This window comes from Aquimarina litoralis (assembly GCF_019295435.1).
Taxonomy (GTDB): Bacteria; Bacteroidota; Bacteroidia; order Flavobacteriales; family Flavobacteriaceae; genus Aquimarina; species Aquimarina litoralis_A.
On sequence record NZ_WEKL01000021.1, the window covers coordinates 53235 to 77474 of the forward strand.

Annotated in this window: 33 protein-coding genes; all 33 read right to left on the reverse strand. The window is 30.8% G+C overall.

Annotated features, from left to right (window positions below; translation table 11 throughout):
- Positions 1–16 precede the first annotated feature (16 nt).
- Positions 17–1168: a tetratricopeptide repeat protein gene (locus GBO31_RS12615; protein WP_219008708.1), complete on the reverse strand. Its 1152-nt coding sequence runs from the start codon at positions 1166–1168 to the stop codon at positions 17–19.
- 198 nt (positions 1169–1366) lie between these two features.
- The gene (locus GBO31_RS12620; protein ID WP_219008709.1) at positions 1367–2026 is read right to left on the reverse strand and encodes a hypothetical protein; all 660 of its coding nucleotides are present in this window, start codon (positions 2024–2026) and stop codon (positions 1367–1369) included.
- 81 nt (positions 2027–2107) lie between these two features.
- Positions 2108–2821: a hypothetical protein gene (locus GBO31_RS12625; RefSeq protein WP_219008710.1), complete on the reverse strand. Its 714-nt coding sequence runs from the start codon at positions 2819–2821 to the stop codon at positions 2108–2110.
- Positions 2822–2896: 75 nt separating this feature from the next.
- Complete coding sequence (locus GBO31_RS12630) at positions 2897–3562, reverse strand: hypothetical protein (RefSeq protein WP_219008711.1); 666 nt, start codon at positions 3560–3562, stop codon at positions 2897–2899.
- A gap of 157 nt (positions 3563–3719) precedes the next feature.
- A complete protein-coding gene (locus tag GBO31_RS12635) occupies positions 3720–4172 on the reverse strand; it encodes an SRPBCC family protein (RefSeq protein ID WP_219008712.1) in 453 nt (150 codons plus the stop codon).
- 112 nt (positions 4173–4284) lie between these two features.
- Positions 4285–4788 carry an SRPBCC family protein gene (locus GBO31_RS12640; protein WP_219008713.1) on the reverse strand — a complete coding sequence of 168 codons (504 nt, stop codon included), beginning with the start codon at positions 4786–4788 and terminating at the stop codon, positions 4285–4287.
- 118 nt (positions 4789–4906) lie between these two features.
- On the reverse strand, positions 4907–5779 hold the full coding sequence (locus GBO31_RS12645) for an RNA polymerase sigma factor (RefSeq protein WP_219008714.1): 873 nt from the start codon (positions 5777–5779) through the stop codon (positions 4907–4909).
- Positions 5780–5980: 201 nt separating this feature from the next.
- The gene (locus GBO31_RS12650) at positions 5981–6376 is read right to left on the reverse strand and encodes a hypothetical protein (protein ID WP_219008715.1); all 396 of its coding nucleotides are present in this window, start codon (positions 6374–6376) and stop codon (positions 5981–5983) included.
- Positions 6377–6460: 84 nt separating this feature from the next.
- On the reverse strand, positions 6461–6787 hold the full coding sequence (locus GBO31_RS12655; protein ID WP_219008716.1) for a hypothetical protein: 327 nt from the start codon (positions 6785–6787) through the stop codon (positions 6461–6463).
- Between the two features lie 48 nt (positions 6788–6835).
- Positions 6836–7321 carry a DUF4348 domain-containing protein gene (locus GBO31_RS12660; protein ID WP_219008717.1) on the reverse strand — a complete coding sequence of 162 codons (486 nt, stop codon included), beginning with the start codon at positions 7319–7321 and terminating at the stop codon, positions 6836–6838.
- A gap of 46 nt (positions 7322–7367) precedes the next feature.
- On the reverse strand, positions 7368–7961 hold the full coding sequence (locus GBO31_RS12665) for a DUF3841 domain-containing protein (protein ID WP_219008718.1): 594 nt from the start codon (positions 7959–7961) through the stop codon (positions 7368–7370).
- Positions 7962–8142: 181 nt separating this feature from the next.
- Complete coding sequence (locus GBO31_RS12670; RefSeq protein WP_219008719.1) at positions 8143–8574, reverse strand: hypothetical protein; 432 nt, start codon at positions 8572–8574, stop codon at positions 8143–8145.
- Positions 8571–8942 carry a hypothetical protein gene (locus tag GBO31_RS12675; protein ID WP_219008720.1) on the reverse strand — a complete coding sequence of 124 codons (372 nt, stop codon included), beginning with the start codon at positions 8940–8942 and terminating at the stop codon, positions 8571–8573. The genes GBO31_RS12670 and GBO31_RS12675 overlap by 4 nt, the downstream gene beginning before the upstream one ends.
- An 87-nt stretch (positions 8943–9029) precedes the next feature.
- Entirely contained in the window at positions 9030–9410 is a 381-nt protein-coding gene (locus tag GBO31_RS12680; RefSeq protein ID WP_219008721.1) for a hypothetical protein, read from the reverse strand.
- Complete coding sequence (locus GBO31_RS12685; RefSeq protein ID WP_219008722.1) at positions 9403–9759, reverse strand: hypothetical protein; 357 nt, start codon at positions 9757–9759, stop codon at positions 9403–9405. Before GBO31_RS12685 ends, GBO31_RS12680 begins: the two co-directional genes overlap by 8 nt.
- An 11-nt stretch (positions 9760–9770) precedes the next feature.
- Positions 9771–10379 carry an SMI1/KNR4 family protein gene (locus GBO31_RS12690; protein WP_219008723.1) on the reverse strand — a complete coding sequence of 203 codons (609 nt, stop codon included), beginning with the start codon at positions 10377–10379 and terminating at the stop codon, positions 9771–9773.
- Between the two features lie 83 nt (positions 10380–10462).
- Positions 10463–11191, reverse strand: coding sequence for a DUF6000 family protein (locus GBO31_RS12695; protein ID WP_219008724.1), 729 nt, complete (start codon positions 11189–11191; stop codon positions 10463–10465).
- A 201-nt stretch (positions 11192–11392) separates the two neighbouring features.
- Positions 11393–11731, reverse strand: coding sequence for a hypothetical protein (locus tag GBO31_RS12700; RefSeq protein ID WP_219008725.1), 339 nt, complete (start codon positions 11729–11731; stop codon positions 11393–11395).
- Between the two features lie 177 nt (positions 11732–11908).
- The gene (locus GBO31_RS12705) at positions 11909–12508 is read right to left on the reverse strand and encodes a hypothetical protein (protein ID WP_219008726.1); all 600 of its coding nucleotides are present in this window, start codon (positions 12506–12508) and stop codon (positions 11909–11911) included.
- A gap of 65 nt (positions 12509–12573) precedes the next feature.
- Positions 12574–13029 (reverse strand): hypothetical protein, encoded by a 456-nt coding sequence (locus tag GBO31_RS12710; RefSeq protein ID WP_219008727.1) that lies wholly within the window; start codon positions 13027–13029, stop codon positions 12574–12576.
- Positions 13030–13074: 45 nt separating this feature from the next.
- Positions 13075–13698 carry a hypothetical protein gene (locus tag GBO31_RS12715; RefSeq protein WP_219008728.1) on the reverse strand — a complete coding sequence of 208 codons (624 nt, stop codon included), beginning with the start codon at positions 13696–13698 and terminating at the stop codon, positions 13075–13077.
- 198 nt (positions 13699–13896) lie between these two features.
- Positions 13897–14439, reverse strand: a complete 543-nt coding sequence (locus tag GBO31_RS12720; RefSeq protein ID WP_219008729.1) for an MBL fold metallo-hydrolase — start codon at positions 14437–14439, stop codon at positions 13897–13899.
- A 207-nt stretch (positions 14440–14646) separates the two neighbouring features.
- Positions 14647–15348 (reverse strand): ATP-grasp domain-containing protein, encoded by a 702-nt coding sequence (locus GBO31_RS12725; protein WP_219008730.1) that lies wholly within the window; start codon positions 15346–15348, stop codon positions 14647–14649.
- Between the two features lie 200 nt (positions 15349–15548).
- Entirely contained in the window at positions 15549–15869 is a 321-nt protein-coding gene (locus GBO31_RS12730; protein WP_219008731.1) for a ribonuclease E inhibitor RraB, read from the reverse strand.
- Positions 15870–15956: 87 nt separating this feature from the next.
- Complete coding sequence (locus GBO31_RS12735; RefSeq protein ID WP_219008732.1) at positions 15957–16889, reverse strand: hypothetical protein; 933 nt, start codon at positions 16887–16889, stop codon at positions 15957–15959.
- Between the two features lie 279 nt (positions 16890–17168).
- Positions 17169–17909 (reverse strand): phytanoyl-CoA dioxygenase family protein, encoded by a 741-nt coding sequence (locus tag GBO31_RS12740; RefSeq protein ID WP_219008733.1) that lies wholly within the window; start codon positions 17907–17909, stop codon positions 17169–17171.
- 147 nt (positions 17910–18056) lie between these two features.
- Entirely contained in the window at positions 18057–18941 is an 885-nt protein-coding gene (locus GBO31_RS12745; RefSeq protein WP_219008734.1) for a nuclear transport factor 2 family protein, read from the reverse strand.
- A gap of 74 nt (positions 18942–19015) precedes the next feature.
- Positions 19016–19888 carry a helix-turn-helix domain-containing protein gene (locus tag GBO31_RS12750; protein ID WP_219008735.1) on the reverse strand — a complete coding sequence of 291 codons (873 nt, stop codon included), beginning with the start codon at positions 19886–19888 and terminating at the stop codon, positions 19016–19018.
- Positions 19889–19993: 105 nt separating this feature from the next.
- A complete protein-coding gene (locus GBO31_RS12755; RefSeq protein WP_219008736.1) occupies positions 19994–20434 on the reverse strand; it encodes a DUF7674 family protein in 441 nt (146 codons plus the stop codon).
- Positions 20435–20556: 122 nt separating this feature from the next.
- Positions 20557–21318 (reverse strand): hypothetical protein, encoded by a 762-nt coding sequence (locus GBO31_RS12760; protein WP_219008737.1) that lies wholly within the window; start codon positions 21316–21318, stop codon positions 20557–20559.
- Positions 21319–21530: 212 nt separating this feature from the next.
- Positions 21531–22202: a hypothetical protein gene (locus GBO31_RS12765; protein WP_219008738.1), complete on the reverse strand. Its 672-nt coding sequence runs from the start codon at positions 22200–22202 to the stop codon at positions 21531–21533.
- Between the two features lie 97 nt (positions 22203–22299).
- Positions 22300–23187, reverse strand: coding sequence for a hypothetical protein (locus GBO31_RS12770; RefSeq protein WP_219008739.1), 888 nt, complete (start codon positions 23185–23187; stop codon positions 22300–22302).
- Between the two features lie 213 nt (positions 23188–23400).
- Positions 23401–24048 (reverse strand): DMP19 family protein, encoded by a 648-nt coding sequence (locus tag GBO31_RS12775; protein ID WP_219008740.1) that lies wholly within the window; start codon positions 24046–24048, stop codon positions 23401–23403.
- Positions 24049–24240 lie beyond the last annotated feature (192 nt).

Consider the following 24240-nt stretch of genomic DNA (forward strand, 5'->3'; position numbering starts at 1 on the left):
GCATTTTTACACGGTGTTACCCGCGGTTATTTTTTTTTGTTGGTCTCGAACTTGCTCCAGCTTTAATTTTTTCTTCGAGAATAAGAAGTACAGTCTTTTTTAGGTCATCGTAGTTAAAGCCTTCATCAAATCCATATCGAAAAGTTGAATGAGTTCCATTTCTATCCATACCAAGAACATATTTAGGCCCACCTAACTCAACAGAAACAGGAGAGTTTTCCGTTTGGATTGTAAATTCAGTTTTTCCACTTTTTTCATTAGTTACATAAAAAATATGCTTGTAATAAAGCTTACCTTCATTCACAGCAAACCTTTCATATGCAAAAATATATTTGTCTTTCCATTCGAATTGGTCATAGCAAAACTCTTCTTTTAGATTATCTTTTAAGATACCTTGTTTATATGCATTATATAATTTTTCCTTTAAAAGTTTTGTCTTTTTATATTCTTTTTTACCATAGTAAACCTGAATTAATTTTGAAATAGAATGAAAATCATCAGGTGCTAATTCAACTAATTCCTTAAATGCCATTTCCGATTTATCATATTCTTTATTTAAAAATTCATACAGACCAATATTGTATAGTGCATTGATGTAGGAGTCAGATTCTTTTGAAATAGTTTGCTTTGATTTATAAAAAGCTTCTAAAGCCTTATCAGGTTGGTTCAGTTCCGCATATATCTGTGGAATCATTGTAAATGGTCGGTCAATCGGTTCGTTTTTTTCTGTTGCATTWGTATATGCCGTTAGAGCCTCTTTATATTTTTTTTGACTAAGAAAAGAATCTCCCAAACCGCTGAAATAATTCGAATTTGTAGAATCCAATTCGATTGCTTTATTGAAAGACTCAATTGCTTTGTCAAATTGTCCCATATAATTAAAAGTCATTCCTTTAATGAAATATGCATCTGGGTCAGTTTTATCTTTTTGAATTGACAAATCCATTAATTCCAATACTTTTTTGTCGTTCGCTTTCATATAATAAGCCATAGCAACATAGTAAACCGCTTTTGCAGGATATTCATTTAATTTATCAGAATGTTTGGAAATAATCAAGTCGTATTTTTCTTCTCCGTATGCCTTTTCTAATTCAGATGTAATATTTTCTTGAGCATAATTCATTACACCCAAAAAAACAATTATTAATGTTAGCCGTATTTTTTTCATAATTGTACACAACGTTTAATATATGTGTCGTAGCGGCGTAAAATGTTACCCTGTTTTCGACAAAAATTGCGCATTGGTTGCTTACCGAAGCGTCGGGATTCTTTCTGCAAGCATTGCGCCTTAYCAAAAATACAACAACCAATCGATTCATCACTTAGCTGCTATGATTACATATATATTGTTGTGTAGTGTATTTTTTTAATTTTTATCACGGAATGAATTTTCCAAAAACTGATTAAATTCTTCCATTCCGTTTGGTTCCAGAAAAACCACTTTCTTTTGTAATTCCATTGGTGTTTTCTTGCCTAGATTACTAATGATTTCTAGAGGCCAAGTAAAGCTAAAATCATTTGGTATAATAAACTTATTCAGATTTATATTTCCCTCAATTGCATTTGAATAATATACTTTATTATTCTCACTTAACTTAAATCGAATTTTGGTTTTAAAATCGCCATTATACTTTGTCGATTTGGTCTCAATTACTCCATTCGGCTCAATTTTTATTTTCCCAAAACTGACCCCACAATCAGAGCTTTCCCAATATTCTATTGGTTTCCAAATTCCTTCTTTATCCATTGCTTCTTGTAGAATGTGAATTTTGTAATCCTGATGTGAAATTGAAATTGTGTCAGAAGTATTGTTTTGAATATAAACTGAAATTTTTCCGTCAGCGTTTGGTGCTGCAATCAGATTAAATTCCTTTTCGCGTTTTAATTTAGATTCGAATTGTTTGGTTAATTCAGCGTTAGCAGTAAAATCAGAATTGTAGTTATTTTGATTCACGCTCATTTCAGATCGCTGTGCATTTAAAAGATGGCACAGAAGTGTTAATAATATTCCAATTTTAATTTTCAAGTATTCAGTTCTTATATGTTATACAACTTTTGTGTATGAAGCGTAGTGGCGTTTAACCGCTATGATTTTATACCCTTTTAGCTAACGTTTTTTAATTAGTTTTATATCTTCAGAATATTTATCCATAAATTCAAACTTTTGTCCGCTTCTTACCATTCTATTAATGACCATTGTGTTATCTGTCAATTCCTTTATTCTCCATTTTCTTTCTTGTCCGTCTATAGGATTGAGTAATTCCATCAAGATAAATTCACCCGAATTATTAATTTTTATATCGGATTCGGAAATTTTAAATGAATTAAGTTTTATTTTTTCTTCAGTGATTTCATAATACGGAGGCCATTCAAAATCTGTATTTGTTATAAGAGGAGGTGGAGGAGGAGCAGTTTCTTTTGTTTGATTTATATATTCATCTTGAATCCATTTTCCATATAACATTTCTTTTGTCCAATTTGCTTTTCTTCGAATCATTTTAACTTTATGATCTTCTTCACCAATAAATAATCCTTCATAACTATCAGTTCCATTTTTTTTAATTCCCATTACTCCTTTATCTAGAATCAAGAAATTAGAATTTTCAAAAGTGGAAACCCTATATGGGCGTAATTTATCATTATGTTGAACCATTAGATATGTTGAATCTTTAAAATCAATAATTAGAGTGTCTTTTTCAAATTTCGCAATCATGTTAAAAGTTTTTCCTCTTAATTCACTTGAGATGTTAACAGACTTGAACTCCTGACTACAACTAATTAGGGTAAGAATTATAAGTAAAAAGATATTTAGTTTATTCATTCGTATATGTTAGCTAACGTTGTGTGTATGGTACGTTTTAATACATTTTTACATAATGTTAGCCTTAGTTTTTTGTTACAAACGCTTTTTATGTTTTGGTTTTTTATAAATGTTTTCTCCTTTTTCATCAATAATTCGGATTAATTTTCCAGAAGAGTTACATTCAGTTTTGTATATTATTTTGTTTAATGGTGATTTAGTTATTCCATCATCATTTTCCATAACTTCAAATTCATCTCTTCTTTGAATGATTATTTTGGAAACAAGATTATTTACATATTGATATTCTTCTAAAGTAGCACCAGATCTATGGGCTTCAATCTTTTTAATTATAAATCCTTCATCATCTTTATAAAAATAGTTGATGCTTACAAGTTCTTGTTCATCATCATCTATTATAACCCTTTTACCTTGAATAATATTCTTGTCAACATTTAAATAATTAACAAAACCTACTAGTTCACTTTCATTCCAAAATTTCACACAAACGATTTTATTGTTTTTATAAGTTCCTTCTGAAATATGGTTTAAGTTATTTGGTCGTTCATTTAATATTTTCTCTTTTCTTAAATTACCTCTGGCTCTTTCTATATGTAAAGGTGTTAAATCGAACATAGCACTAACTGACCAAAATGAGTCAGTTCCATCAGTCAATGGTTTTAACTCAATTTCTCCACTTTCAATTTCTCTATATAGGTGAATAAATTCTTTTTGGATTTTATCTAATTGCTCTAAAATCATTCGTTTCGTTGAATTAAGGCTAACGGATTTGTATATGAAAAGTAGCGTGTTAGTATGCTAGGTTTTCATTGTTAAAACTAAAGTAATAAAAAAGTGCAAAACTTTTGGCCTTGCACTTAGTGAGCTATTTTTTATATACGTTGTTAGGCACTGCCGTTTATGAATTTTTAGCCATTTTTTCTGTCATTTCTTCTAGAGAACTGGTCATGAACGCATGGAATTGCTCCTGTGTCATTTGTGGATTTTCAATAAACTGTTCATAATCAGACCAAAATACAAATACACATTTGCCGTAACCTAGATCAACTACTTTTATAGTGTTGACCATTCCTTTTACAGGTGCTCCTTCTAATAAAGAATATGAAAAACTTTTGGCTGATTCGTTATAAGCTACAATCTTTTCCTTAAAGTAACCTTTGCCATCTGGCGTATAACATACTCTTTGACCTCCTTTTCCCATATTTCCAGTCCATTCAACTCTTGCAATATTTGAAGAGTATTTATCAATTTTGTCCATTTGCTTAACTGTCCTCCAAAACTTATCTGCAGACTTGTTTATTATTTTACTAAATTGAACTTTAGGCTCACCCATACTTTGGGCAGATGCCAAATTTGCGCTTAATAGAAGAACTAATGTGCTTAATAATAGATTTTTGATTTTCATTGTTAATGATTTTTATAATTTACCTTTTTGATACAGTATTAATTGATGTGTTACAGAATTAGGCTACTTTCTTTTTGTTTTTTGCCAATTCCTTTTGTTTATAATTGCTTGGATGACCTGTTTCAACGAATATTTTTAGGTCATCAATAACACCAGTTACTGTTTTGTTGAGTTGCATTTTCATCATTGGTCCCATAATGGCACCTTTAAAACCGCTGGTTTGCATTTTTATATGCATGCTTACAAGCGTATTGTTTCCCTTTCTTTCCAAAGACCATTTATTAACAGCGGAAGTGATAAAACCGGGAAAGCCTTTCACAACTTCATAAGCCAATACATAATTTTTCGAGTCGAATTTTTTGATGTCTTCCTGAATTGTTCCGAAGCCAGGAACTTCACAGGTTCTATTGCTGCATTCTGCTCCATCAAATTTTGGTTTTCCAAAGCCTTCTGAATGAGTTAACCCTCTTGCCCATTTATAGGCGGTAGTAAATTGATTCCCTAACACTTCCCATACTTCTTGAATCGGACGATTAATTACGATTTCTTTTTTTATCTCCATTTTGTATAAATATTTAATTCGTCATTTTGATACAGAAAACTCTCTGGTGTTACAAAACAGAAAACAAAAAGCCCGTAATTTTGACAATCACGGGCTTTTTTATAAGTATTTGTCAATACTAGTTTAGTTCGAAAAAATCTAGTAATTCATTACTCCCAATAATTTCTTCAACAATGGTTTCTTTAGAAAAATCGTCCTTCGTTGGAATATCTCGAAGTAACTCTAAATGCTTTTTATCTACAATATCAGCAACCAATTCACTGTTCTGAAAAGCATAGTCTGCTACTTTGGTTTTGTAACCTACATTGAAAAATTGCTGGTCTTCAGTGAGATAACCATTTTTGTGCATAGTTTTTGCCTTTTTGCCACATCTGCAAGGATTTTTCGAGTTCATCAGTCCGCATTTTTGTTGCATAAAGTTGATTAACTCCTTTCTTGCTCTGTGAAGCTTTACTCTATAGTTAGCTTTTGTCATTCCGAATATTTCAGAGCCTAAATTATGATCTACTCCAAAAGTTTCTCCTACGATAAATAAAAGTCTTTGTTCTCTGGTAAGACACATTATCATGCCTGATAGGCAACGATATCTAAGCTCCTTTGCCAATTCCTCGTATTCCTTTTCTTCACTTTCATCTAATATTGCATTTTCAATAGAATCAAGTCGTTTTCCTTGATTTTCAAAATCCGTGAATTGTTTTTCTCCTTTTCGTCTTTTTGATAACAAGAACTCGTTAAATACAATGCGATAGAGCCAAGTTCTAAATTGGCTTTCGAATTTAAATTGTGATAGTTTGGTTATTACCTTGATAAGTGCCTCTTGAGTTAAGTCATCTGCGTCTTGAGGGTCAAAGGTGAATTTCCATGCCACATTGAAAATATAAGGTCTGTGGATTTTTATGAGCTGATTCAATGCATCTTTGTTACCATCCAAAGAGGATTTCAATAGTTCTATATTTTTTTCCTCAGAATATTTATCTCCCAGTTGATTCATACGATTTTTTTCTTGTTAGATACAAGAATTGGATAGGTGTTACAAAGTTCGTTTTAAGGTTGTGTCTAACGGTTTGTGTATAGCTTTTTGCGGAATTTTCCGAAGGAAACATTCCGATAAGTCACTAAGGTAGCAAATCTGCAATGAATTCCGTTTAAGGAATTCATTCGTAATGAGTTACACCTTGTTATAAAACGTTTTTTATTCATTCCTCAAGTCAGTCCATAAAGAATATGCTCCGAGAAAAAGCCCCATAGCAATACAAATTCCAAATAGACCAATATATTCTTTTTGCAAAATAGCGTTTGAAATGAAAAAGTAAATAATTCCGAAAGAACAGATAATTCCAAATATTGAAAAAAGTTTTAACATTCCAGTTCCAACAATTTTATTGAAATTATTATTCAGCCGAGTTGGATCCTTTGAAAGACTTGAAAAAAACCAATAAAGCATATGATATCCAACATTAATTGCTATTAAAGCAAAAATCCGTTCTCCTAAGTCAGTATCACGTATAAAAATTACAAGAAGAAAACTGAAAATCAGATTTATATATCCGAAAACTTTATAGTACTTTTTAATATCAGATTTGTTCATTATTCTTACTCAGAGTGCGTTTCGAAATGTTTTGCAACGGTAAATATAACAAACGTTGCTGACCACAAGGGCAGCTATGTCTTGTTATATAGTGTTATCTACTTTTTTTATTATTTCAGCTCGAATTACACTTGATCTATTCATCGCATTTTGAGCATCTCTCATAGTTCTATATTTACGAATACGAGTAAACTCAATATCTCCATAAAATCTATTTGTTATGCGAACTACAATTTCTTTTTTAGAAGTTTTTCGTCTTCTAATATTTTTAATTTCTTCAAATTCTGATAAACCTTTGCCAGTTTTTCGCCAACGTTTATTCCCGACTCTTTTCAGATATGGTCTTAGATGCTTCGACCATTCGCCACTTCGGAAGTTCCCTTTATGATATGTTTTATTCAAGTTGTTCATTTCAGGTATTTCATAAATTCAATTCCTCTGATTCTTTATCCTTCTTTATTATGTAGATGAGTCCGTCCACGTAATCATTTTCCACTTTCCATCAATTTTTTCGAACTCGAAGTCATTATGAATTCCATTGTCTATTCCACGAAGTTCAACTTTTGCTTTAGAACCATTGAGTATTATTTGTTGAGTATATGCGTCATATTCCCTGTTTTCAATTGATTTGTCGTGCGTAAGGTCAATTATTCCATAATCCTTAAGTTCAATTATTCTGGGTTCCACATCTGACATCTCACCGTTCATTTCCATTATTTTCAAAGGAAAGCCTATTCGGCTTATTTGAAAAGTAGAATCTTTATTAAAAAACCTAAAGAATGTTTTAAATTCAACATCCACATCATTCGGAATTTTTATTTTTTCCTCAACTTTTTCAACAACTTCTGGCTCCGATTCCGATTTAGGTTCCGTTTTTACTTCTTGTTTACAGCTAATTATTGCTAAAACTATTAATAAGTATGTTGTAAATGATAATATTTTCATTTGGTCTTATTGTAGATAACGTTTGTTATATAGTATTATCTACTTTTTATTTTGCTTTAAATTTATCAACATTCTTGATATCAGTTAATCGTAATTCCCAGAATGTCGCTTGAATTTTCTTCTCTTCGAAAGAAACGCTTATGTCCGAAGATTCAAAATCCATATCGAATATTTTATTCCAACTATTTTCAATCTTATTTTTTATAGAATCAGGATAGCTTTTAAAATCAACACCGTTTAACTTATCAAGTTTTTTTTCAAATATTTCATAATCTGTTATGTCAATAGGTAGGTACCATTTATTTAATACGTAGTGCCATAACTCAAATTCCGATAATAGAATATCTTTTTTCTCTTTTTCCAATTCTATTCTATAGCCTGTTGTATTTGAAGGTAAATATCCTGAAAACCTCAAGTCAGGTTTTCTTTTATTACTATCAAAATGCTGAAACCACGCCCACATTGGGTATTGATCTCCATTGTTCGGTTTGCCGATCCGTTCAATCATTCGTTTTTTTATCCAATCATAAGCTTCTTTAAAATCAGGCTCAACAAATTCCATTTTTGGGACTAAAACTCCTTTAGTTTGTAATTCATTCCATCCCTTTTCATCTTGAATTGTCCAGAGTTTTATTTTCATTTAGAGAATTGTAGATAACGTTTTATATATGTGTCGTAACAGCGCAAATTGTTACCTTGCTTTTCGATTTTTCTGCGCATTGGTTGCCAACTTTTACTTTTTGCAAACATTGCGTCTTATCAAAAATACAACAACCATTCGATTGATCACATATATGTTGTTGGAGGTAGTTTTTTTATTCTTATTTCTCCATACTGATTAGCGTCCGTACCCCACTAATCATAATCATAGATGCTTTTCCAGTTTCGATGAAATATTTTAATTCAGTTCCATTTTCAAGTTCCACAAGTCCATGTGTTAAAGAGTCATTTTTATATCCTTTAAAATCTCCATAACCTTTGTCTTTCGCATTAATCAAATTCCCATAGCTTTCAATTCCATTCTCATTCGTTATCAGTTTTTGAGAAGTCAAAATGCTATAGTTTTCAGAATTGATAATAGTAGAACATATAATCAATTCATTTTCCGTCAAGTTTAGATTTAGTTGGGAATATGGAAAGTCAGAATTCGATTCATAGAATTTTGTCCATTTAAAATCATTATATGGTTTTATAGTACTTCGTTTAATAGAAGCAATTGAAATATTATGTTTGGATTTGTCGCTTTTTCTCAACTTCTTTTTTCTTTAGCCCTCAAGTCTCTTAAAAAAGTTAGAAACTTTATACTTTTATTACATTCAGGGCAGTATTTTGTTTTTTGAATAGATGGATTCTCTACAGATGATACAAATTTAAAATTTTCATATCCGATTCTTCTATTACCTAATAAGCCTAAATATTCTGATTTATATGAACCAAAATCAACATCGCAAAAATTGCATAATTGCAATTCGAGTCCATCATAAATCTCATAAACAGTATATTTATGTATTCCGTCTTTGAAGTGATGAATTTCCTCTTCTAATCCTCCACAATCATCACAAGGAGCAAATTCCTTTACCTCAAGATTTGAATAGCATATTGGACATTGTTCTTTTTTCATTAGCTCAAATTACTGCCAACGTACCTTGTATGTTGCGTTTGCATCCCGAAGGGAGCATATGCAATATACAAACTGTTAGCATTTCGTTTATTCTTTCATTTCCAATAACTTCTTCATTAATTCAGGATAGAGTGTTGAGTATTCGGTTCCAAATTTAATTAGTTTATCATATCCGTTTTTAACCGCTTCCCAAAATAATTCCAGATTTTCAGTCGTCATTTTTTTTAGTTCTAATACTCTTGAAGTAGTTCCATCAATTCGTTCATCAATAAAACCCCATCCCATTTCTAATTCTTCATTAAAATTTTCAGGGGGAATTATAGATTCAAGATGTTTTATTAATTCAGAAGTGTTTTTGTCACAGTTATTCTTTAATTCTCGTATTAAGATTTTTATGACTTCGTCAAAACCAGTCCATCTTGGAGCAAAACTTTTCTTATCAGTTATTTTAATAAATCCACTAGCCATATAATTGTTTCATTTTTTTGAATTCGTCAAGTTTTTCAAAAAACAAGTCAAACGCTTTTTCTTCATTTTCATCGCATTTCTCCAACAAGAGTTTATAAAATCTTGGAGCTGTTGATAAAGGAATATTTGGTTGTTCACTTAACCACCATTTGAACTCATTAAAATCTGGATCTCCTTCGTTATAAATTTGATGACTGTAGTTTTTTGTTCCATAAACCCAGTAACCCCATAAATAATTCTCCAAAGCAGTTATAGATTTAGATGTCAGGACATTTAAAGGTCTAATTCTGATATAATCTAATATTTCGTATAGCTTGTAGCTATTTATTATTTTAATTTCGTCACTCATAGGCATTAGTTTTAATATCTCCACTTTTTAACAATATGCTCATCAAACATTTCATTCAAAATCTCTTCACACCATTCCTCAACTTGTTCCTGTCCGATTTCTTGATTAAATAATTCTGCCTGACAAGAAACTAAGCACCCTTTTAAATAATCACTTACATCATCAAATAGTTTTGTCAAGAAAGGTTTAGTATCGTGGTCATAATAATAGATTTCCTTAGTTTCACTATGAAAACAAAACATATTTCCATTCCCTAAATAATCACTAAAAGACACTAAAAAAGATAAATGTTTATTGTCCTCATCTGAAAAATCTGGTCCATATTCGGGTTGGTCTTTCCATATATCCTTTATCCATCCAATTTCAGTAAAATTCTGTAGTTGTTCACCAACATTAGCTACTCCAAATTCTTGATAGAATAATTTTAAACCATCAGGCAAAGTAGTTCCTAATCTCTTTTCCAATTCAAATATTTCCTGTGAAGAAATTGAAGGAGGTAATTCATCGCCCCAATTATCAGCAAGTTCAGAAATAATATATTCCGTTTTATTCGACCAGTTTTCATCTCCAATGTTTTCAAAAGGAATAATGATTTCTGATTTTGACTTGATATCCATCATCTTCTATTAATGCTAACGTTTTATGTATGGTGACGTAGTAACCCGAAGGGTACTATGCACTATACAAATTGTTATCTGTTTTTTTAATTTTCAATAATAGTTTTTAGAGTATCGATATAACCTTTGAAATACTCAGTATCAATTGAGTTGTCAATTGGACCTATTTTATTTAGTTCTTTATCAATTTCATCAGATTTTTCAGGAACAGTTTTTTTAAGGTTTTGTAAATTTCTATAAGTATAATTATTTCTCCAATTTAACATATTATTCCAGTCCTCTATATGTTCGTCAACATGATTAGTATCATTGATTTCGTCCAAATATTTTAGAGCAACCATTACAGAGTCTTGATCGAAATAAAGCTCAGGTTTTTTTAAATAATACTTGAGGTATTTTTTTAGATAATTTGGAGATTTACTAGTGTTAAAGCTTGCTATAGTTTTGGCGTATTCAGCTCCTGCGTAACAAACTTCACTTTTCAACAAATGCGTTCCAATTATATTTTCCAATTGATACGCTTGCTTTATGGATGCAAAATAACTTCCAGTTGATCTTGTTCGCCAATTGAAATCTCCTAAGTTTTTGAGAATTACTTCTTCAGTTAATTCTAATTTTACCTTAATCATTGTTTCAATCCAATCATCGGATTGATTGTTAAGTTCAAAATAGAATGGAATAATCCATTTGTTTATAAATTCCTGATCTAGTTTTTCCTCGTTTTTATATGATCCCAATTCAGAAAACGGACTTTTATGCCTTACAGTAGCTCCAGCAGAGTGTAATTCAATTTGTTTTTTAGTTTTTTCGTCCATTTTGATCTTATTACAGATAACGTTTAATATGTGTGGTAGCAGAGCAAAATGTTACCTTGCTTTTGGGTTTTTCTTGCGCATTGGTTGCTTCCCGAAGCGTCGGGATTCTTTCTGCAAGCATTGCTCCTTCATAAATATACACAAACCAACCGATTATTCACCTTGCTGCTATGATCATATATATGTTGTTGTAAAACGTTTTTATTCAGTTGTCTTTTCAAATATTTCTTTCGCCATTTTTAATTCCGCTTTTTTGGGTAGAAAAATTATAGTTGGTCCGATAACATTTCCAATTGATAAAACTCCGTATTTAGGATTAAAAAAGACAGGTCCAGTTCCGTCCACAATTGGTTCTTTTAATCTATATTTTTTAAAAGGTACTGACGATAGGTCATTCAAAGTAAATTCACTTCCCTCAATTGAGATAAAATCTTTAGAATCAAATTTCAGGATGTCGGATTTATTGAGATATTTGAAATCAATATTTTTATCAGGATCAACCTCGTAATCGTAATCATATTTCCAGATTTTTTCCCGCATTTCAAGAGTTAGAAAATACTCTCGTTCCTTAATATTATCATCAGATACAAATACAAATAAATTTCGATTCGTAAACGTTGTTTTTACTACTTCATTACAATTTTGATAAAGTAGACAAACTATAATTATTAATGTCAGTTTTTTGATCAAACTATATTTTATGTTTTACAACGTTTTTTATTCCTCAATTACTTTTATTATTCCATGGTTTTCGAATATAAAACTAAAATTCACTTTAGCCCCTAATTCGTTGACATCCGAAACTATTCTTAACAATAATCTTTTTACTTCGCTGATATCTTTATTATTGTCAACATTTATACTAATTAGCTTTTTGTCAGTTAAAGAAGGATAATTTTCATCATTATTTGGATTTAATAGATGATTTTTTAGAACTTTTTTTAAGCTGTCAATTGGAAATTTAATTTGGTGATTTACCGTAACCTTATCCGAATTAATGTACAGTATTTGTCTTAATTTATAGTCAAAAATGCTTTCACAGATTTGAAGTGGTTGAATTCTATATATTTTCTCTTCAGTATCTAGTTTAAACATTGCATATTCACTTAAACAGTCAATTTTATCTAGTATTTTTAGAATTTCATTAAAGTTTGCAAGAGAGTCAATATCATACTCAACTAATTTAGTTTCCATAAATCTTAAGCTACTAAAATCTTGAGTAGGCTTTTCCGTTGCAAGACTTTTTTTCTCGCTGTTATTTCGCCCGCAACATATTAGCAGACAATTTAAGATTAATATGAGTATAAGCTTTTTCAAATGTTTTACAACGTTTAATGTAAAATGCGTTTTAATGCATTTTTACATATTGTTGTGGTGTCGTTTTAGTATTTTAAGTTGTCAAGCTCATCTTTAAAAAAAGTTTCAAATTCCCCTTTAATAGTTACTCTGTTTTGCTTGATTAAATCACAAATTAAGTCTTTAATTGTTAATACTCTAGTATCGGTTTTTGGTTTTTCATTTAAATGAAACAAAGAATACAAACTCAACTTCTTACTCTCAATAGCTGTCTGAGGAAGCTGGTTTTTTATTGCTTTATAGATTTTAAGTCTGTCTGTTTGGTTAAATTTTTTGTCCAAAAATGACTCACTGGACAATTCGTTTTCGAATAGATTTTGTGTTTTCAGTGAATTTAAGATTCTTGATTTGAAAAACACGAATGCAATATCATTACGTAAAATTACATTATTATGAATAAGCTCTAACTTTTTGTTATCTAAAGGAAAACTAAAACTGTGTTTTTTTTCTAGTTCTTCAGTGTTTTCTGGATAAGTCCTCATCTATTATAATCTTCTTAGCATCTTATTTTAAATGTAGTAGTGCGTTTACTTTTTCATTCTACTTTTAAAACTATCCCAAAAGGTTTGTTTTTTATTTAAGTCTTCTTTCGTCAAGTCAAAAGTTATTGAACTTACGTGTTCGTCATCATAATATTCAACATTATCAGCGTCTTCCGCTGCAATATTTAAGAAGGCTTGAGTCAGATTTTCAGATTGTTGGCGTAATCCTTTCCAAACTGGAGAATCAAACACTTTATCTTTTGCCTTTGAGTATTCAAAGTCAAAATCTTTTATAAGAGTCATAATTGATTGCATCGGCGAAATTCCCATAGCTTTCAAATTAGATATAAGTTCATCAAAATTTGTTTCTTGTTGAGATTTTTTGAGTTCTAAAACTAATTCGTTTTTTAAGTATTCTTTTGCTATTTCCTCTGCTTTATTTCTTGCAATCTCACCACCAATAAACCTTTCATCATATTCATTTGAACTGTCAATTTGAATATCATTATTCAGGTTGTCATAAACGCACCACCACCAATAATCTTCGTCCATCCACTCGGCTCGCAACATTAATCCAGACCATTTTGCTGTGCAGTCATCTTTTAAATCTCCTTCCCAGATTATTTGTTGATTATATTTTCTATTTTTTATCACTTCATTCATTTTCACAATGCACTACAACGTTTAATATATGTGTCGCAGCAGCGCAAAATGTTACCTTGCTTTTCGGTCTTCTGCGCAGTGATTGCTTCCCGAAGCCTCGGGATTCCATTCTGCAAGCATTGTGCCTTACCAAAAATACAACAACCAATCGATTGATCATTTTGCTGCTATGACATCATATATAGTGTTGTAACATGTTTTTTTTTAATCACTTTCTAGAAAGTCCAAATCTAAATAAGTGTTGCTTATATCATTTGAATCAACATATAAATAAGTTTGTTCTTTGATTGCAAAGTGCATTTTTAATTTGGTTAAGTCCATATCTATATGCAAATTATACTTGATTTTTTGATTTCTGTATGGGATTTCTAATTCTATATAATTATAATTAATATCTCGATGTTCAATTCGTTGATGTTTTCCTTCTCCAATTATAAGTTCTTGATTCCAACTATTATTTCTAATTTCAATATCATTCAAATTGACCACAACTTTATCTCCATTCTGAATTAGTTTTTGCTTTTCAATTTCAGATTCATTTTCTGCTTTTCGCTCTTTTATTTTAACAATCAAGAACCAAATTCCAAAAGGAAGTAAAATCAGTAATCCAATCCATACAAACATAATATTCCCATCTCTATTTCGTCCACCTATTCCAGCATAAAGAGTAATAAATCCGAGAAAAAATATTCCAGCAATTATATAATATCCGAGATTAGAAAGTATTTCTTTAAGATTAAAGCGCAATTTTATTTTTTTTATGTGTTACAACGTTTAATATATGTGTCGTAGCAGGGCAAACTGTTACCCTAATTTCGACAAAAACTGCACATTGGTTGCTTCCCGAAGTATCGGGATTACTTTCTGTAAGTATTGTGCCTTACCAAAAATACATGAACTTTTCGATTAATCACCTTGTTGCTATGGCATATATAAGTTGTTGTAAGCTGCCTTTTACTTATTAATTGTTGCCGCTCTAATTCCGTTAATAACTTTATTTGGATCACAAGAGTTCAGTCCAGCGCCCCAACTTGAATTAAATTCAATTACAAACCATTTATCTGTCCGATTAAATCCTAAATCAATAACATAAGATTCAGGTAAATCAATTGAATGGTTTTGCAAAAAGTCAGTTAGAAATTCTCTTGCTGATTCTAAATTAGAATTCCCTTCATAAATTGCCATATCGAGGATTTTATTGTCCAATATAAACGCTCGAATTTCACTTTCTATCTTGATGATATTTGATGTTATGATTTGCTCATTTTGTTCAATTCCTTTCGTTTCTTTAGTAAAACTATCAAAATCATTATAAACACTCGATTTGAATGTTTTAGGTTTAATAAAGATTGGAAAAAGAGAGTTTTTAATTTCCTGAATTGTTACAATTTCGATTTTACGCTTAATCCAATTAAAGTCTAGTTCACTAATTAATTCATCTTTTGGCTCAATTAATTCTAACCCCAGTACTTGAGCTAAGACAAGGCTAAAAGTATTAATTCCGTATATGGTCAATCTTTTTTCGGAATCAACATCAGGTCGTTCCCAAAACTTTCCAATACGTATAACTTCACCACCATTATTTTTCCAGCTATCCGCAATAGAATCTCTTTCAATATCTGATTTATCAGGAATTAATAAGATTTCGTTTACCATTTAACCGAATATTTTTTTGGTTGCTGACAACGTTTAATATATGTGCCGTAGCAGGGCAAATTGTTACCTAGCTTTTTGATTTTTCTGCGCATTGATTGCCAACTTTTCCATTTTTGCAAGCATTACGCCTTTATAAATATATAACAACCATTGGATTGATCCCTTTGCTGCTATGACACATATATATTGTTGTGTACTGTTTATTTTTCAACATCCYATCCGTCATAAAGTTCAATGGACAATGAATCGGCTAATTTGTTAAAATCCAGATTTCTGTTGTGAAGTCTTTCCGGAGTTAGGGTTTCACTTTTACTCATACTTAACCTCCAATCTCCTAATTCCATTTCGTCCAATGCGTTCCGTTGGAATCCTTCTTTTACGAGTATTTCGGATAACTTTTCTAATTTCATCTTATTCTTGTCAAAGAAAAAGTATCCCCAATTCAAATTCTCTTTTACATTCCAATTATCATTAGACATTTGATTAAATATATTCCGAATATTTTCTAAGTTAGAATTCATTTTTTCAATAGTGCACAACGTCTCGGGTATGTTGCGTTCGCCTGCCGCAGGAGGCATATGCAATATACAAATTGTTGTGTGTTCGTTTTATTTCAGTTTTTCGTCAATCAATCTAATGAATTGAACATTTACTAATTTTTCATCTTTTTCACTACAAATCAATTGCATTCCAAAAGTGTAATAATCAGAATTATTATAAAATTGGACTATTAAATTTGTCCAGTGGCTAACAATTGATTCTGGTTTTTTAGTTTCTGAAGAAACATTATTTTTTTCATAGAAGCTAATTAAATCATCCCAATTAAATACTTTAGTTTCTGTTTCTGTTGGTTTGTATTTCTTGTTATTTGAAAAAGTTTTTAAATATCCATTATCATTTTCTTTCCACAATACGAACTGCTTGTCATGAGGAGAGGAACTTCTGTCGGAAATTTTTTTAATTAGCATTAAGGTATTAATCCCATTTGCTTTTAAATCACAAGCCAAAGATTCCGTTATTTTATCTATTTCTGTAATTCCAGCTCGATTCCAAGTATCATTAAAACCAAACTTTTTAAAATTACATTTTCCTTCACCATAAGCAGTTATTTTGTCCCATCTTTTTTGTTCAGTTTCTTTAACATCTAAACTTTTTGTATTTATCAAATATGAACACTTAATTGGGACGTAGTAATCTTTGATTTTTAGAATGTAAATTATCTCTTTGTATTTTGATTTTGTAACGAAAATTATTTCTCCAATATCCCCAATTTGTGGTTCAAAATCTTTCCAATATTCTTTTCCAGCTATTTTTTTAATTTCTGAATTTGGCCATTTAATATGATCACTTCCATTTAGCGTGCTGTAAATTCCTCCATTGTGCCAAATTTTGGCAAAAGTTCCCTCAAGAGGCTTGACTTTCTTTAATTTTCCACAGAAGTCAATTGGTTCTTCAGATTTTTCAAGATAAGATACTTTGTTTTGTCCAACTAAAGTTTGAAATGTGAAAAGAAATAATATGTAGATTATTTGTTTGTTCATTCTTTTTTCTCAAATCTAATTGACTATTCCCAAATTCAAAATTCCAAATGCGTGAACTATACTTTTCAATTAGTTAAGGTGTTTTTCATTGCGTTTGTCAAATGACACACAACGTTTAACATATGTGTCATAGCAGTGCGAAATGTTACCTTGCTTTTCGATTTTTTCCTGTTCGTCCTCAGGCGGATGCGTATTGGTTGCCAACTTTTCCATTCTGCAAGCATTGCACCTTCATAAATATACAACAACCATTCGATTGATCACTTTACTGCTATGACATCATATATCGTGTTGTGTGCTGGTGCTTATTTTATTCCGTTCTAACCAATCCAATGGTTTGGTCAGATTATGTCTATTAAATTCTAGATGTATTACTCGTCTTTTCTTTCCGTTTGTTGTTCTATTCGAAGCGTGTAAAGTCAGTGGTTTCATTAGCATTGCTCCACCTTTTTCTACCTCGCAGATAAACTCTTCATCAATACTCCAATCTTTGGAGTCGGTACGAACTATTCCGTTTAGGTGAGATTTCGGAATTACTTTTAATGCTCCGTTATTTTTGTCAGTTTTGTCCAAATGAATTCGGATTGTGATTGTGTCTTCTAAAATCTGAATTGGCGGTTGAACTCCATATTGACCTTTTTTAAAAGTCCAATTTGAATAGTATTCCAAGTCTGCTTTTTTATCWACTGAAATGCTCAAATCTTGATGATAAGCAACAAACCAATTCGATTCGCCTGGTTTGTCAAAATAGATAGCTTTTGTCAGGAAATATTTAGATTCGGAAATGTTAGAAATTAATTCAGTCAGTTTTTTGTTAAATAACAATTTGTTCAGTTTAGGTACATTTTTGATTAATTGTCTAATTGCAAACAAATCCTTTGTTTTCATAAATGAATTTCTGTCCTGTTCAGCGTTTTCGATACAAGCCAGGATTTGACTTATTTCATCATCCGAATACAAGTCAGATAAAACGGAATATCCATTTTCTTCCAGTTCTATTTTATTTTTTTCATAGTTCATTCTTGGCTTGCACACAACGTTCTGTGTATGAGCAGTAGCGGATTTTGTACAACTGCTTTTCAGATTACAATATACTTTATTTAAAACAAAAACGGTTCGAGTTATTACTCAAACCGCTATTGCTTATACACGTTGTTATGCACGTAATTATTTGATTTTCATTTTTTCAGGATTCCAGTACCCAATATGACTTACAATTTTGCCTTTTTCGTCATAGGTAGTGATATTTATTCCCTCAAAAGTAGCTTCTTTGCCATCATTGGTAATTCCTTTACCTGTCCATTTGGAGGTAGCAATGAGTCCATTAACGTAAATGTAGTCGGGATAAAGTCCAGCTGATTTGAATGCGGACATAAAGTTTTCCCCAATCTCAATAATTTCTTCTCTGCTATTGGGTGTTGGGCTACCATATGGGTCGTTAATATATGCATTGTCAGCAAATGAGTTCGCCCAAGTCGTGGCATCTCCACTTTGGGTTGCTTTGAAATAGTCATTGGTCCACTTTAATACTTGTTGCCCGTTTATTTCTGGAATCTCTCCTAGAATTATTTCCCCTTTCCCATCTTCAAAAAAACCATTGATTGAAGTTACCGTTAGCCAACCTCTTGCTCCTTGATATTTACCAGTTCCTCCAGTAAATTCTCCCAATACTTTAATGATCACTTGACTTCCATTAATCTCAAATTTTTGCGACTTGTAGGATAAGAATAATAAATCGGTTTCAGGTGCCGAACCCTCAAATTCGAACATATTGATTTTCATAGTTCCAAATAGCTCTTGCTTTCCATTGAATAAGACACGATTTGCTGTCGCACCATTAATATGTGTGTTGCCTTTTTTTCCGTTTTCAAATTCCCAATGCCAAGAACCTGTTAATTGTCCTGCTTGAGCGAAAATGAATGGTTCTTTGTTTTGAATAGAATAACCTTCTGCGAATTGATATCCTCCAATTACTTTAAATTTTAATGTTTCTTGTGCTTTCATCACTGTAAATGTTATTAGTGTTACAAATAGAATAATACTTTTTTTCATCATGTTTAATTTTGTTGATGTAAAAGTATTCCAGTAAATCCAGCCTTGATATAACAAAAGATGGAAGCAATGTCCTATTTCTCGGATTGCTGTTCTTTTCGATAATTAGCGGGTGTTTTTAGGGTATGTTTTTTGAAGAATTTTCCAAAATGTGAAGGCGAAGCAAAGTTTAATGTGTAAGCAATTTGCTTAATATCTTCATTGCCGTATTTTAAAAGATTCTTTGCCTCTATAAGAAGTCTTTGGTTGATATAGTGTAAAGCATTTTTTCCTGTAGAAGATTTAATGGAATCGCTTAAATGATTTGGTGTAACGTTGAGCAAGGTTGCGTACTCTTTTATACTTCTCTTAGACAGATAATAATTGTTTATTAAGTTTTGATACTTCACAAAAAGTCCTTGATTTTTAGGTAATTCCTCAACTGTCCTCTCTCTTTTCTTATACAAGTCAAGGCATTTGTAAAGTACTACTTGTAAATAATGCTTAAGAATTTCTTCTGAAAATGAATTTCTCGGTTGATGATATTCTGAATAAAATTCTTCGAATATGTCAATCACTCTTTGACTTTCATCTTTGTCGATGGGGATCGCGTTCAATTTGTCAAGTTCAAAGAATAAAAATTGCCGTTGAAACTCTTCAGGCTTTAGCGATAGATAATCTTGTTTGAAGTTTAATATGTATCCATCAATATTTTGGTCTCTAACCCACGAGTATATATGATTTGGTGAAATAAAGTAGAGAACACTATTCATGTCGTTTACTTTCTGGTCGTTTATGTTTAGTTCAGAGTTTCCAAATCCTTTTATGAACGATACTTGATGAAAATCTTTCGTATGTGGTTGAATCGATTCGATTGAGTCCTTTGTAAAGTCAGAAAATCTGTAGATGTGAAGATTTGGGTTTGACGTTTGCACTGGCACATTGATGTGTCTGTACAAATCATTCATTTGTTTAAAATTAAGTATGTTGTTCTTGTTGGTCATTCATCTTATGTGGCATAACGTTTAGTGTAAAATGCGTTTTAATGCATTTTTACATAGTGTTGTGTGCAGTTATTTTTTCTTCTTCTTATTTAAAATTTTATCAATCTCTTTTTGTTTATCTTTCGATATTCTCCAATCGTTTCCTTCCCAAGAGTCAATCAGCTTGTCCCATGCAATTCTAGATTGAGGTTTTAGCCATCCTTGAAATGATTTGTAATAGTCGATTTTACTTCCACCTATGTTTTGAATTCCCTCTAACAAACCAATGACAATAAAATTTTTCACTTCATCATCACCATGTACATATACTTCTTCTGCGTTTTCAAACAGTTGAGTGAATGTAGAAGTTTGGTTATTTAATTTTTTTTCAACCACATACCTAGATATTGAGCCGACATCTATATAAGGTAGGTCTTCTTCTATATTGTAATTAATTAGGTCAACCTCTTTTAAAAAATGGTCTTTTAATTCAGGAATATTTGAAATCAGTTTTTCAAATACCTGTTTCATTTCCTTATACTTATATTTTAATTCGATTAATCCCATGTTTCATTACATACAACGTCCCTTGTATGTTGCGTTTGCTTCCCGAAAGGAGAATATGCAATATACAAATTGTTATCTCTTTGTTTTTATTCAGTTAACCAATTAGCTTTTTCAGTATTTATATCAACTTTCAAAATTCCATTTCTCATTCCAAAATATGCAATTTTACCTCTAATTAGACCGGAATTTGGGTATAAATTTCTCCAAAAACCATCTGGTATTATCTCAATTACTTTTTTATCAGTAGTAACTTTTAATAATTTTTTGGATGTTAATATTAACAAATCTTTTTTTGAATTTATCATCATTGAAACAAAAGGAACGTTGTTGAGTTCTAAATATTTTTCAGCCACCCATTTTCCGCCTTTTAATTTTATTTGAAGTATTTGTCCTTTATCTATGTTTAAATGTTCTAATCCCTCTGTAACAAGATAGGATTCATTTAACTGGTGAATATTTTTAATCCGTCCATTACATATTTTATATTTCTCTATTCCATTATTATCAAACCAATACAAAGAACCTCCAAATTCTCCAGTATCAAAACCAACCAAATAACCATTGCTGACCTTTATGTTAATTTGTCTTGATTTATTGCTAAAATCTCTATAGTTACTCGTGTCACGAACTAAGTTCAGTTTGATTTCAGGGCCACGCAATCTTTTATAGTCAAAACTTCTAAATGAAGGAATTCCATTATCTTCAAAGACCTCGTATTCCGTTTGAGAATTAAATTTAAATTTCCTTGCATCTTCTTTTTTCGGAAGTTTGTTTATTTTAAGACTATCTATCCGATTGGAATAAAATATAGATAATCCAATAAATATTGTCAGGAGTATATGCTTCATTGATTTTTAATAAGAGATAACGTTCTGTGTATGGACAGTAGGGTGGATTCGAAGCACTTCATTTTCGGTTTACCACTGAGCCAAAACAAACGTTTTTACTTTTAATTTTCTTTAAACGTCAAAACTTTGTTTTAGCGTTGCCTGATCAATGAACAGGACTTTCAATTTATGTCTAAATACCCTATTGGCTATACACCTTGTTACCACAAGTTTTATGCTAATTCTTCTGAAACAATTTCAATCTTAGTTCCACCTTTGTCAATTCCCCAGATTTGTAAAGTATCAAAACCATTTTGCTTTACTTTTTCGAAATCAACTTTATTTTCACTTATCAATTCTATTTTTCCATTTGAGTCAACTTCGTCTCTAAATTCATCTTCATAATCTATTCCATTATAAGTCGATATAATCAATTCAAATTTGCTATTTCCTTCTTCGTCATTATATATTTTGTCCGCAATTCTGTTATTTATTTGCTCGTCAGAATATTTGTCACAAAACATAGCATTGTATCCGTGATTGCATCCGTCAAATAATAAGTATTCACTTTTATCATTTGTGTCAATCGCAATAATTTTGGCAGGAGCAAAGTCAGTTCCTACGATTAAATTTTTATAATCAGGGTGAAGTTGTCCGTAATACTTAATTTCAAAAAATGTCTCACCAGTTTTTGATTTGAGTTTACGTCTCCATTCGTGAGAATGTAATTTTTTGGGATTAGAAATATGTTCAACATTTTCTTCAAGAAAAGTCGGTCCTAAAACCCCATTTTCAGTTGTAGAATTTGAGTTGGATTTTTCTTTTTTAAAAATATTAAATATTCCCATTTTTATTTTTTCATATGTATGCCAACGTGTTTGTATAAGGTTAGTTGCGTGTTTCAAACACTAAAATTAGTAAATAACTACAAACATAAAGCCCTTACAGACTTTCGTAAGTAGGTTGGAACCAGCAATTGATTTTATACGGTGTTACCTATAGTTATTTACTCTTTTTATATAATTTTTTCAAGTCAGATTTGAGACTTGAATACTTAAAATATTCAGGTTTAGTCATGATGGAATTTTTATATATTTCTACAGTTCCTYTCCTACCATTAATATCTGATTCAGCATTCATATGGGCTAAAATAATTTCATAGAGAAGCCCTACGTGTCTTTCATTAAACATTTCTTTTTTTCTATGTCCAATCCATTCAAAATCTTCATATTGGAAATCCGAATAATAAAAATATTCCTTACCATTGAATTTAGGCATTCTTGATGCAAACTCAATTAACTTTTTATTATTTCTCATCATTTGAAGTACTTTGAACCTTGTGCCGAGAGCGTCCATTAAATTTAAATAAACAATAGCTTTTTCAGTATTGGATTTTAATCCATAATTATCAAGTTCAATATTATATTTACTCAGGTCAGATTTGTTGAAAATTCTTGCAACAGCTCTATATAACCTGAAATAATAATTATCCAATAGCCATCTTTCATCAATTTTTTTATTCAGAAACTCTTTAGCTACTTCGATACTAATTCTCGGTTCGTTTTCCTTATCAGTCAAATTGTAATGAATTTCTCTAATTACATACCACATTACCAAATCATCATAATTTGGTCTATTCAAATATTTTTTGTCTAAAATCTCAATACTCTGTTTTGATTGGGTTTGAAGTACATCTACTATATTATTTAGTTTTTCAGTTCTAAATTTCTCTAAATCTTCAATAGCAGATTTTTTTGTTAGCATCACATTTTTAGAGTAGTATTCACCAATTTCAATTAATTTATTTAAATCAGAATCACTTATTTCAATTTGAGCATAAGTATAAATTGATGTGAAGATTAATAAAATTAGAAAGTATGTTTTTTTCATAGATGGATATTTCTCTTAATTATAGGTAACGTTTTATATATGTGTTGTAGCAGAGCAAAATGTTACCCTGCTTTTGGTTTTTTCTGTGCATTGGTTGCTCCCCGAAGTATCGGGATTCCATTCTGCAAGCATTGCGCCTTACCAAAAATACAACAACCAATGGATTGATCACTTTGCTGCTATGGCATCATATATGGTGTTAGCGATAGTTTATTAGTTTATAAAGTCTTTTTTGTTTTTTCTAATAAAATCAATTTGTTTTTTATACAGATTTTCAACATCATAAAGTTTATAAAATTCCTCATCATATTTGTTTAGAGGATTGTTTTCATAAGATTGACTGAATCCTTCTAAAGTTCCATCTTGCTCTTTCGTTATTGTTTTAAGTTCAGTTTTATAGGTTTCATTAGCTCTTTCAGCTAAATCCGCAAACTTTTTCGCTTCCATTTTCGCTAACAGTTCCGGAAGAATTTCCGCATATTGTCCGCTTGAGTTGGTGTAATATTGATTAAATCCACCATTATTGACTTCTCCTTCAAGCCACCAACTTAGATAAATTGCTTGTTGAGATGAATTAAAACTTTCCGTAATATATTTATACTCCTCTGAGTAATCTTTAGGTAATTTTTTACTCAAATTATCAAAGACAACTTGAAGCAATTCATCATCAGTTAAGCTGTCTATTATTTCTTCTGTCAGTTTTGTATAGATTTTTCTATTCTTGAATTGTTCTACAGATTTGGTAATTTGATCTTTTAATTCAGGTGATAGAGAAGAATTGTTTTCGTTCTTATCTTTTTTTAAACAACTTGAAAAGATTAAAAGTGAACTAAACAGTATAAATATTATTCTCTTTTTCATTTTGTTACTATTATCGCTAACGTTTAATATATGTGTCGTAGCGGAGCAAAATGTTACCTAGCTTCTCGACTTTTCTGCGCATTGGTTGCTAACTTTTTCTTTTGAGCGAGCCTTGCGCCTTGGTAAAAATACAACAACCATTCGATTGATTACACAGTTGCTATGATCACATATATAGTGTTAGGCAATGTT

Bases quoted from the DNA above. Each gene is read 5' to 3' on its own strand.
- GBO31_RS12625 (WP_219008710.1), bottom strand. From the start codon at position 2,821: ATGAATAAACTAAATATCTTTTTACTTATAATTCTTACCCTAATTAGT.
- GBO31_RS12630 (WP_219008711.1), bottom strand. From the start codon at position 3,562: ATGATTTTAGAGCAATTAGATAAAATCCAAAAAGAATTTATTCACCTA.
- GBO31_RS12640 (WP_219008713.1), bottom strand. From the start codon at position 4,788: ATGGAGATAAAAAAAGAAATCGTAATTAATCGTCCGATTCAAGAAGTA.
- GBO31_RS12645 (WP_219008714.1), bottom strand. From the start codon at position 5,779: ATGAATCAACTGGGAGATAAATATTCTGAGGAAAAAAATATAGAACTA.
- GBO31_RS12650 (WP_219008715.1), bottom strand. From the start codon at position 6,376: ATGAACAAATCTGATATTAAAAAGTACTATAAAGTTTTCGGATATATA.
- GBO31_RS12655 (WP_219008716.1), bottom strand. From the start codon at position 6,787: ATGAACAACTTGAATAAAACATATCATAAAGGGAACTTCCGAAGTGGC.
- GBO31_RS12660 (WP_219008717.1), bottom strand. From the start codon at position 7,321: ATGAAAATATTATCATTTACAACATACTTATTAATAGTTTTAGCAATA.
- GBO31_RS12665 (WP_219008718.1), bottom strand. From the start codon at position 7,961: ATGAAAATAAAACTCTGGACAATTCAAGATGAAAAGGGATGGAATGAA.
- GBO31_RS12675 (WP_219008720.1), bottom strand. From the start codon at position 8,942: ATGAAAAAAGAACAATGTCCAATATGCTATTCAAATCTTGAGGTAAAG.
- GBO31_RS12680 (WP_219008721.1), bottom strand. From the start codon at position 9,410: ATGGCTAGTGGATTTATTAAAATAACTGATAAGAAAAGTTTTGCTCCA.
- GBO31_RS12685 (WP_219008722.1), bottom strand. From the start codon at position 9,759: ATGAGTGACGAAATTAAAATAATAAATAGCTACAAGCTATACGAAATA.
- GBO31_RS12690 (WP_219008723.1), bottom strand. From the start codon at position 10,379: ATGATGGATATCAAGTCAAAATCAGAAATCATTATTCCTTTTGAAAAC.
- GBO31_RS12695 (WP_219008724.1), bottom strand. From the start codon at position 11,191: ATGGACGAAAAAACTAAAAAACAAATTGAATTACACTCTGCTGGAGCT.
- GBO31_RS12700 (WP_219008725.1), bottom strand. From the start codon at position 11,731: ATGCGGGAAAAAATCTGGAAATATGATTACGATTACGAGGTTGATCCT.
- GBO31_RS12710 (WP_219008727.1), bottom strand. From the start codon at position 13,029: ATGAGGACTTATCCAGAAAACACTGAAGAACTAGAAAAAAAACACAGT.
- GBO31_RS12725 (WP_219008730.1), bottom strand. From the start codon at position 15,348: ATGGTAAACGAAATCTTATTAATTCCTGATAAATCAGATATTGAAAGA.
- GBO31_RS12735 (WP_219008732.1), bottom strand. From the start codon at position 16,889: ATGAACAAACAAATAATCTACATATTATTTCTTTTCACATTTCAAACT.
- GBO31_RS12745 (WP_219008734.1), bottom strand. From the start codon at position 18,941: ATGAAAAAAAGTATTATTCTATTTGTAACACTAATAACATTTACAGTG.
- GBO31_RS12750 (WP_219008735.1), bottom strand. From the start codon at position 19,888: ATGAATGATTTGTACAGACACATCAATGTGCCAGTGCAAACGTCAAAC.
- GBO31_RS12755 (WP_219008736.1), bottom strand. From the start codon at position 20,434: ATGAAACAGGTATTTGAAAAACTGATTTCAAATATTCCTGAATTAAAA.
- GBO31_RS12760 (WP_219008737.1), bottom strand. From the start codon at position 21,318: ATGAAGCATATACTCCTGACAATATTTATTGGATTATCTATATTTTAT.
- GBO31_RS12775 (WP_219008740.1), bottom strand. From the start codon at position 24,048: ATGAAAAAGAGAATAATATTTATACTGTTTAGTTCACTTTTAATCTTT.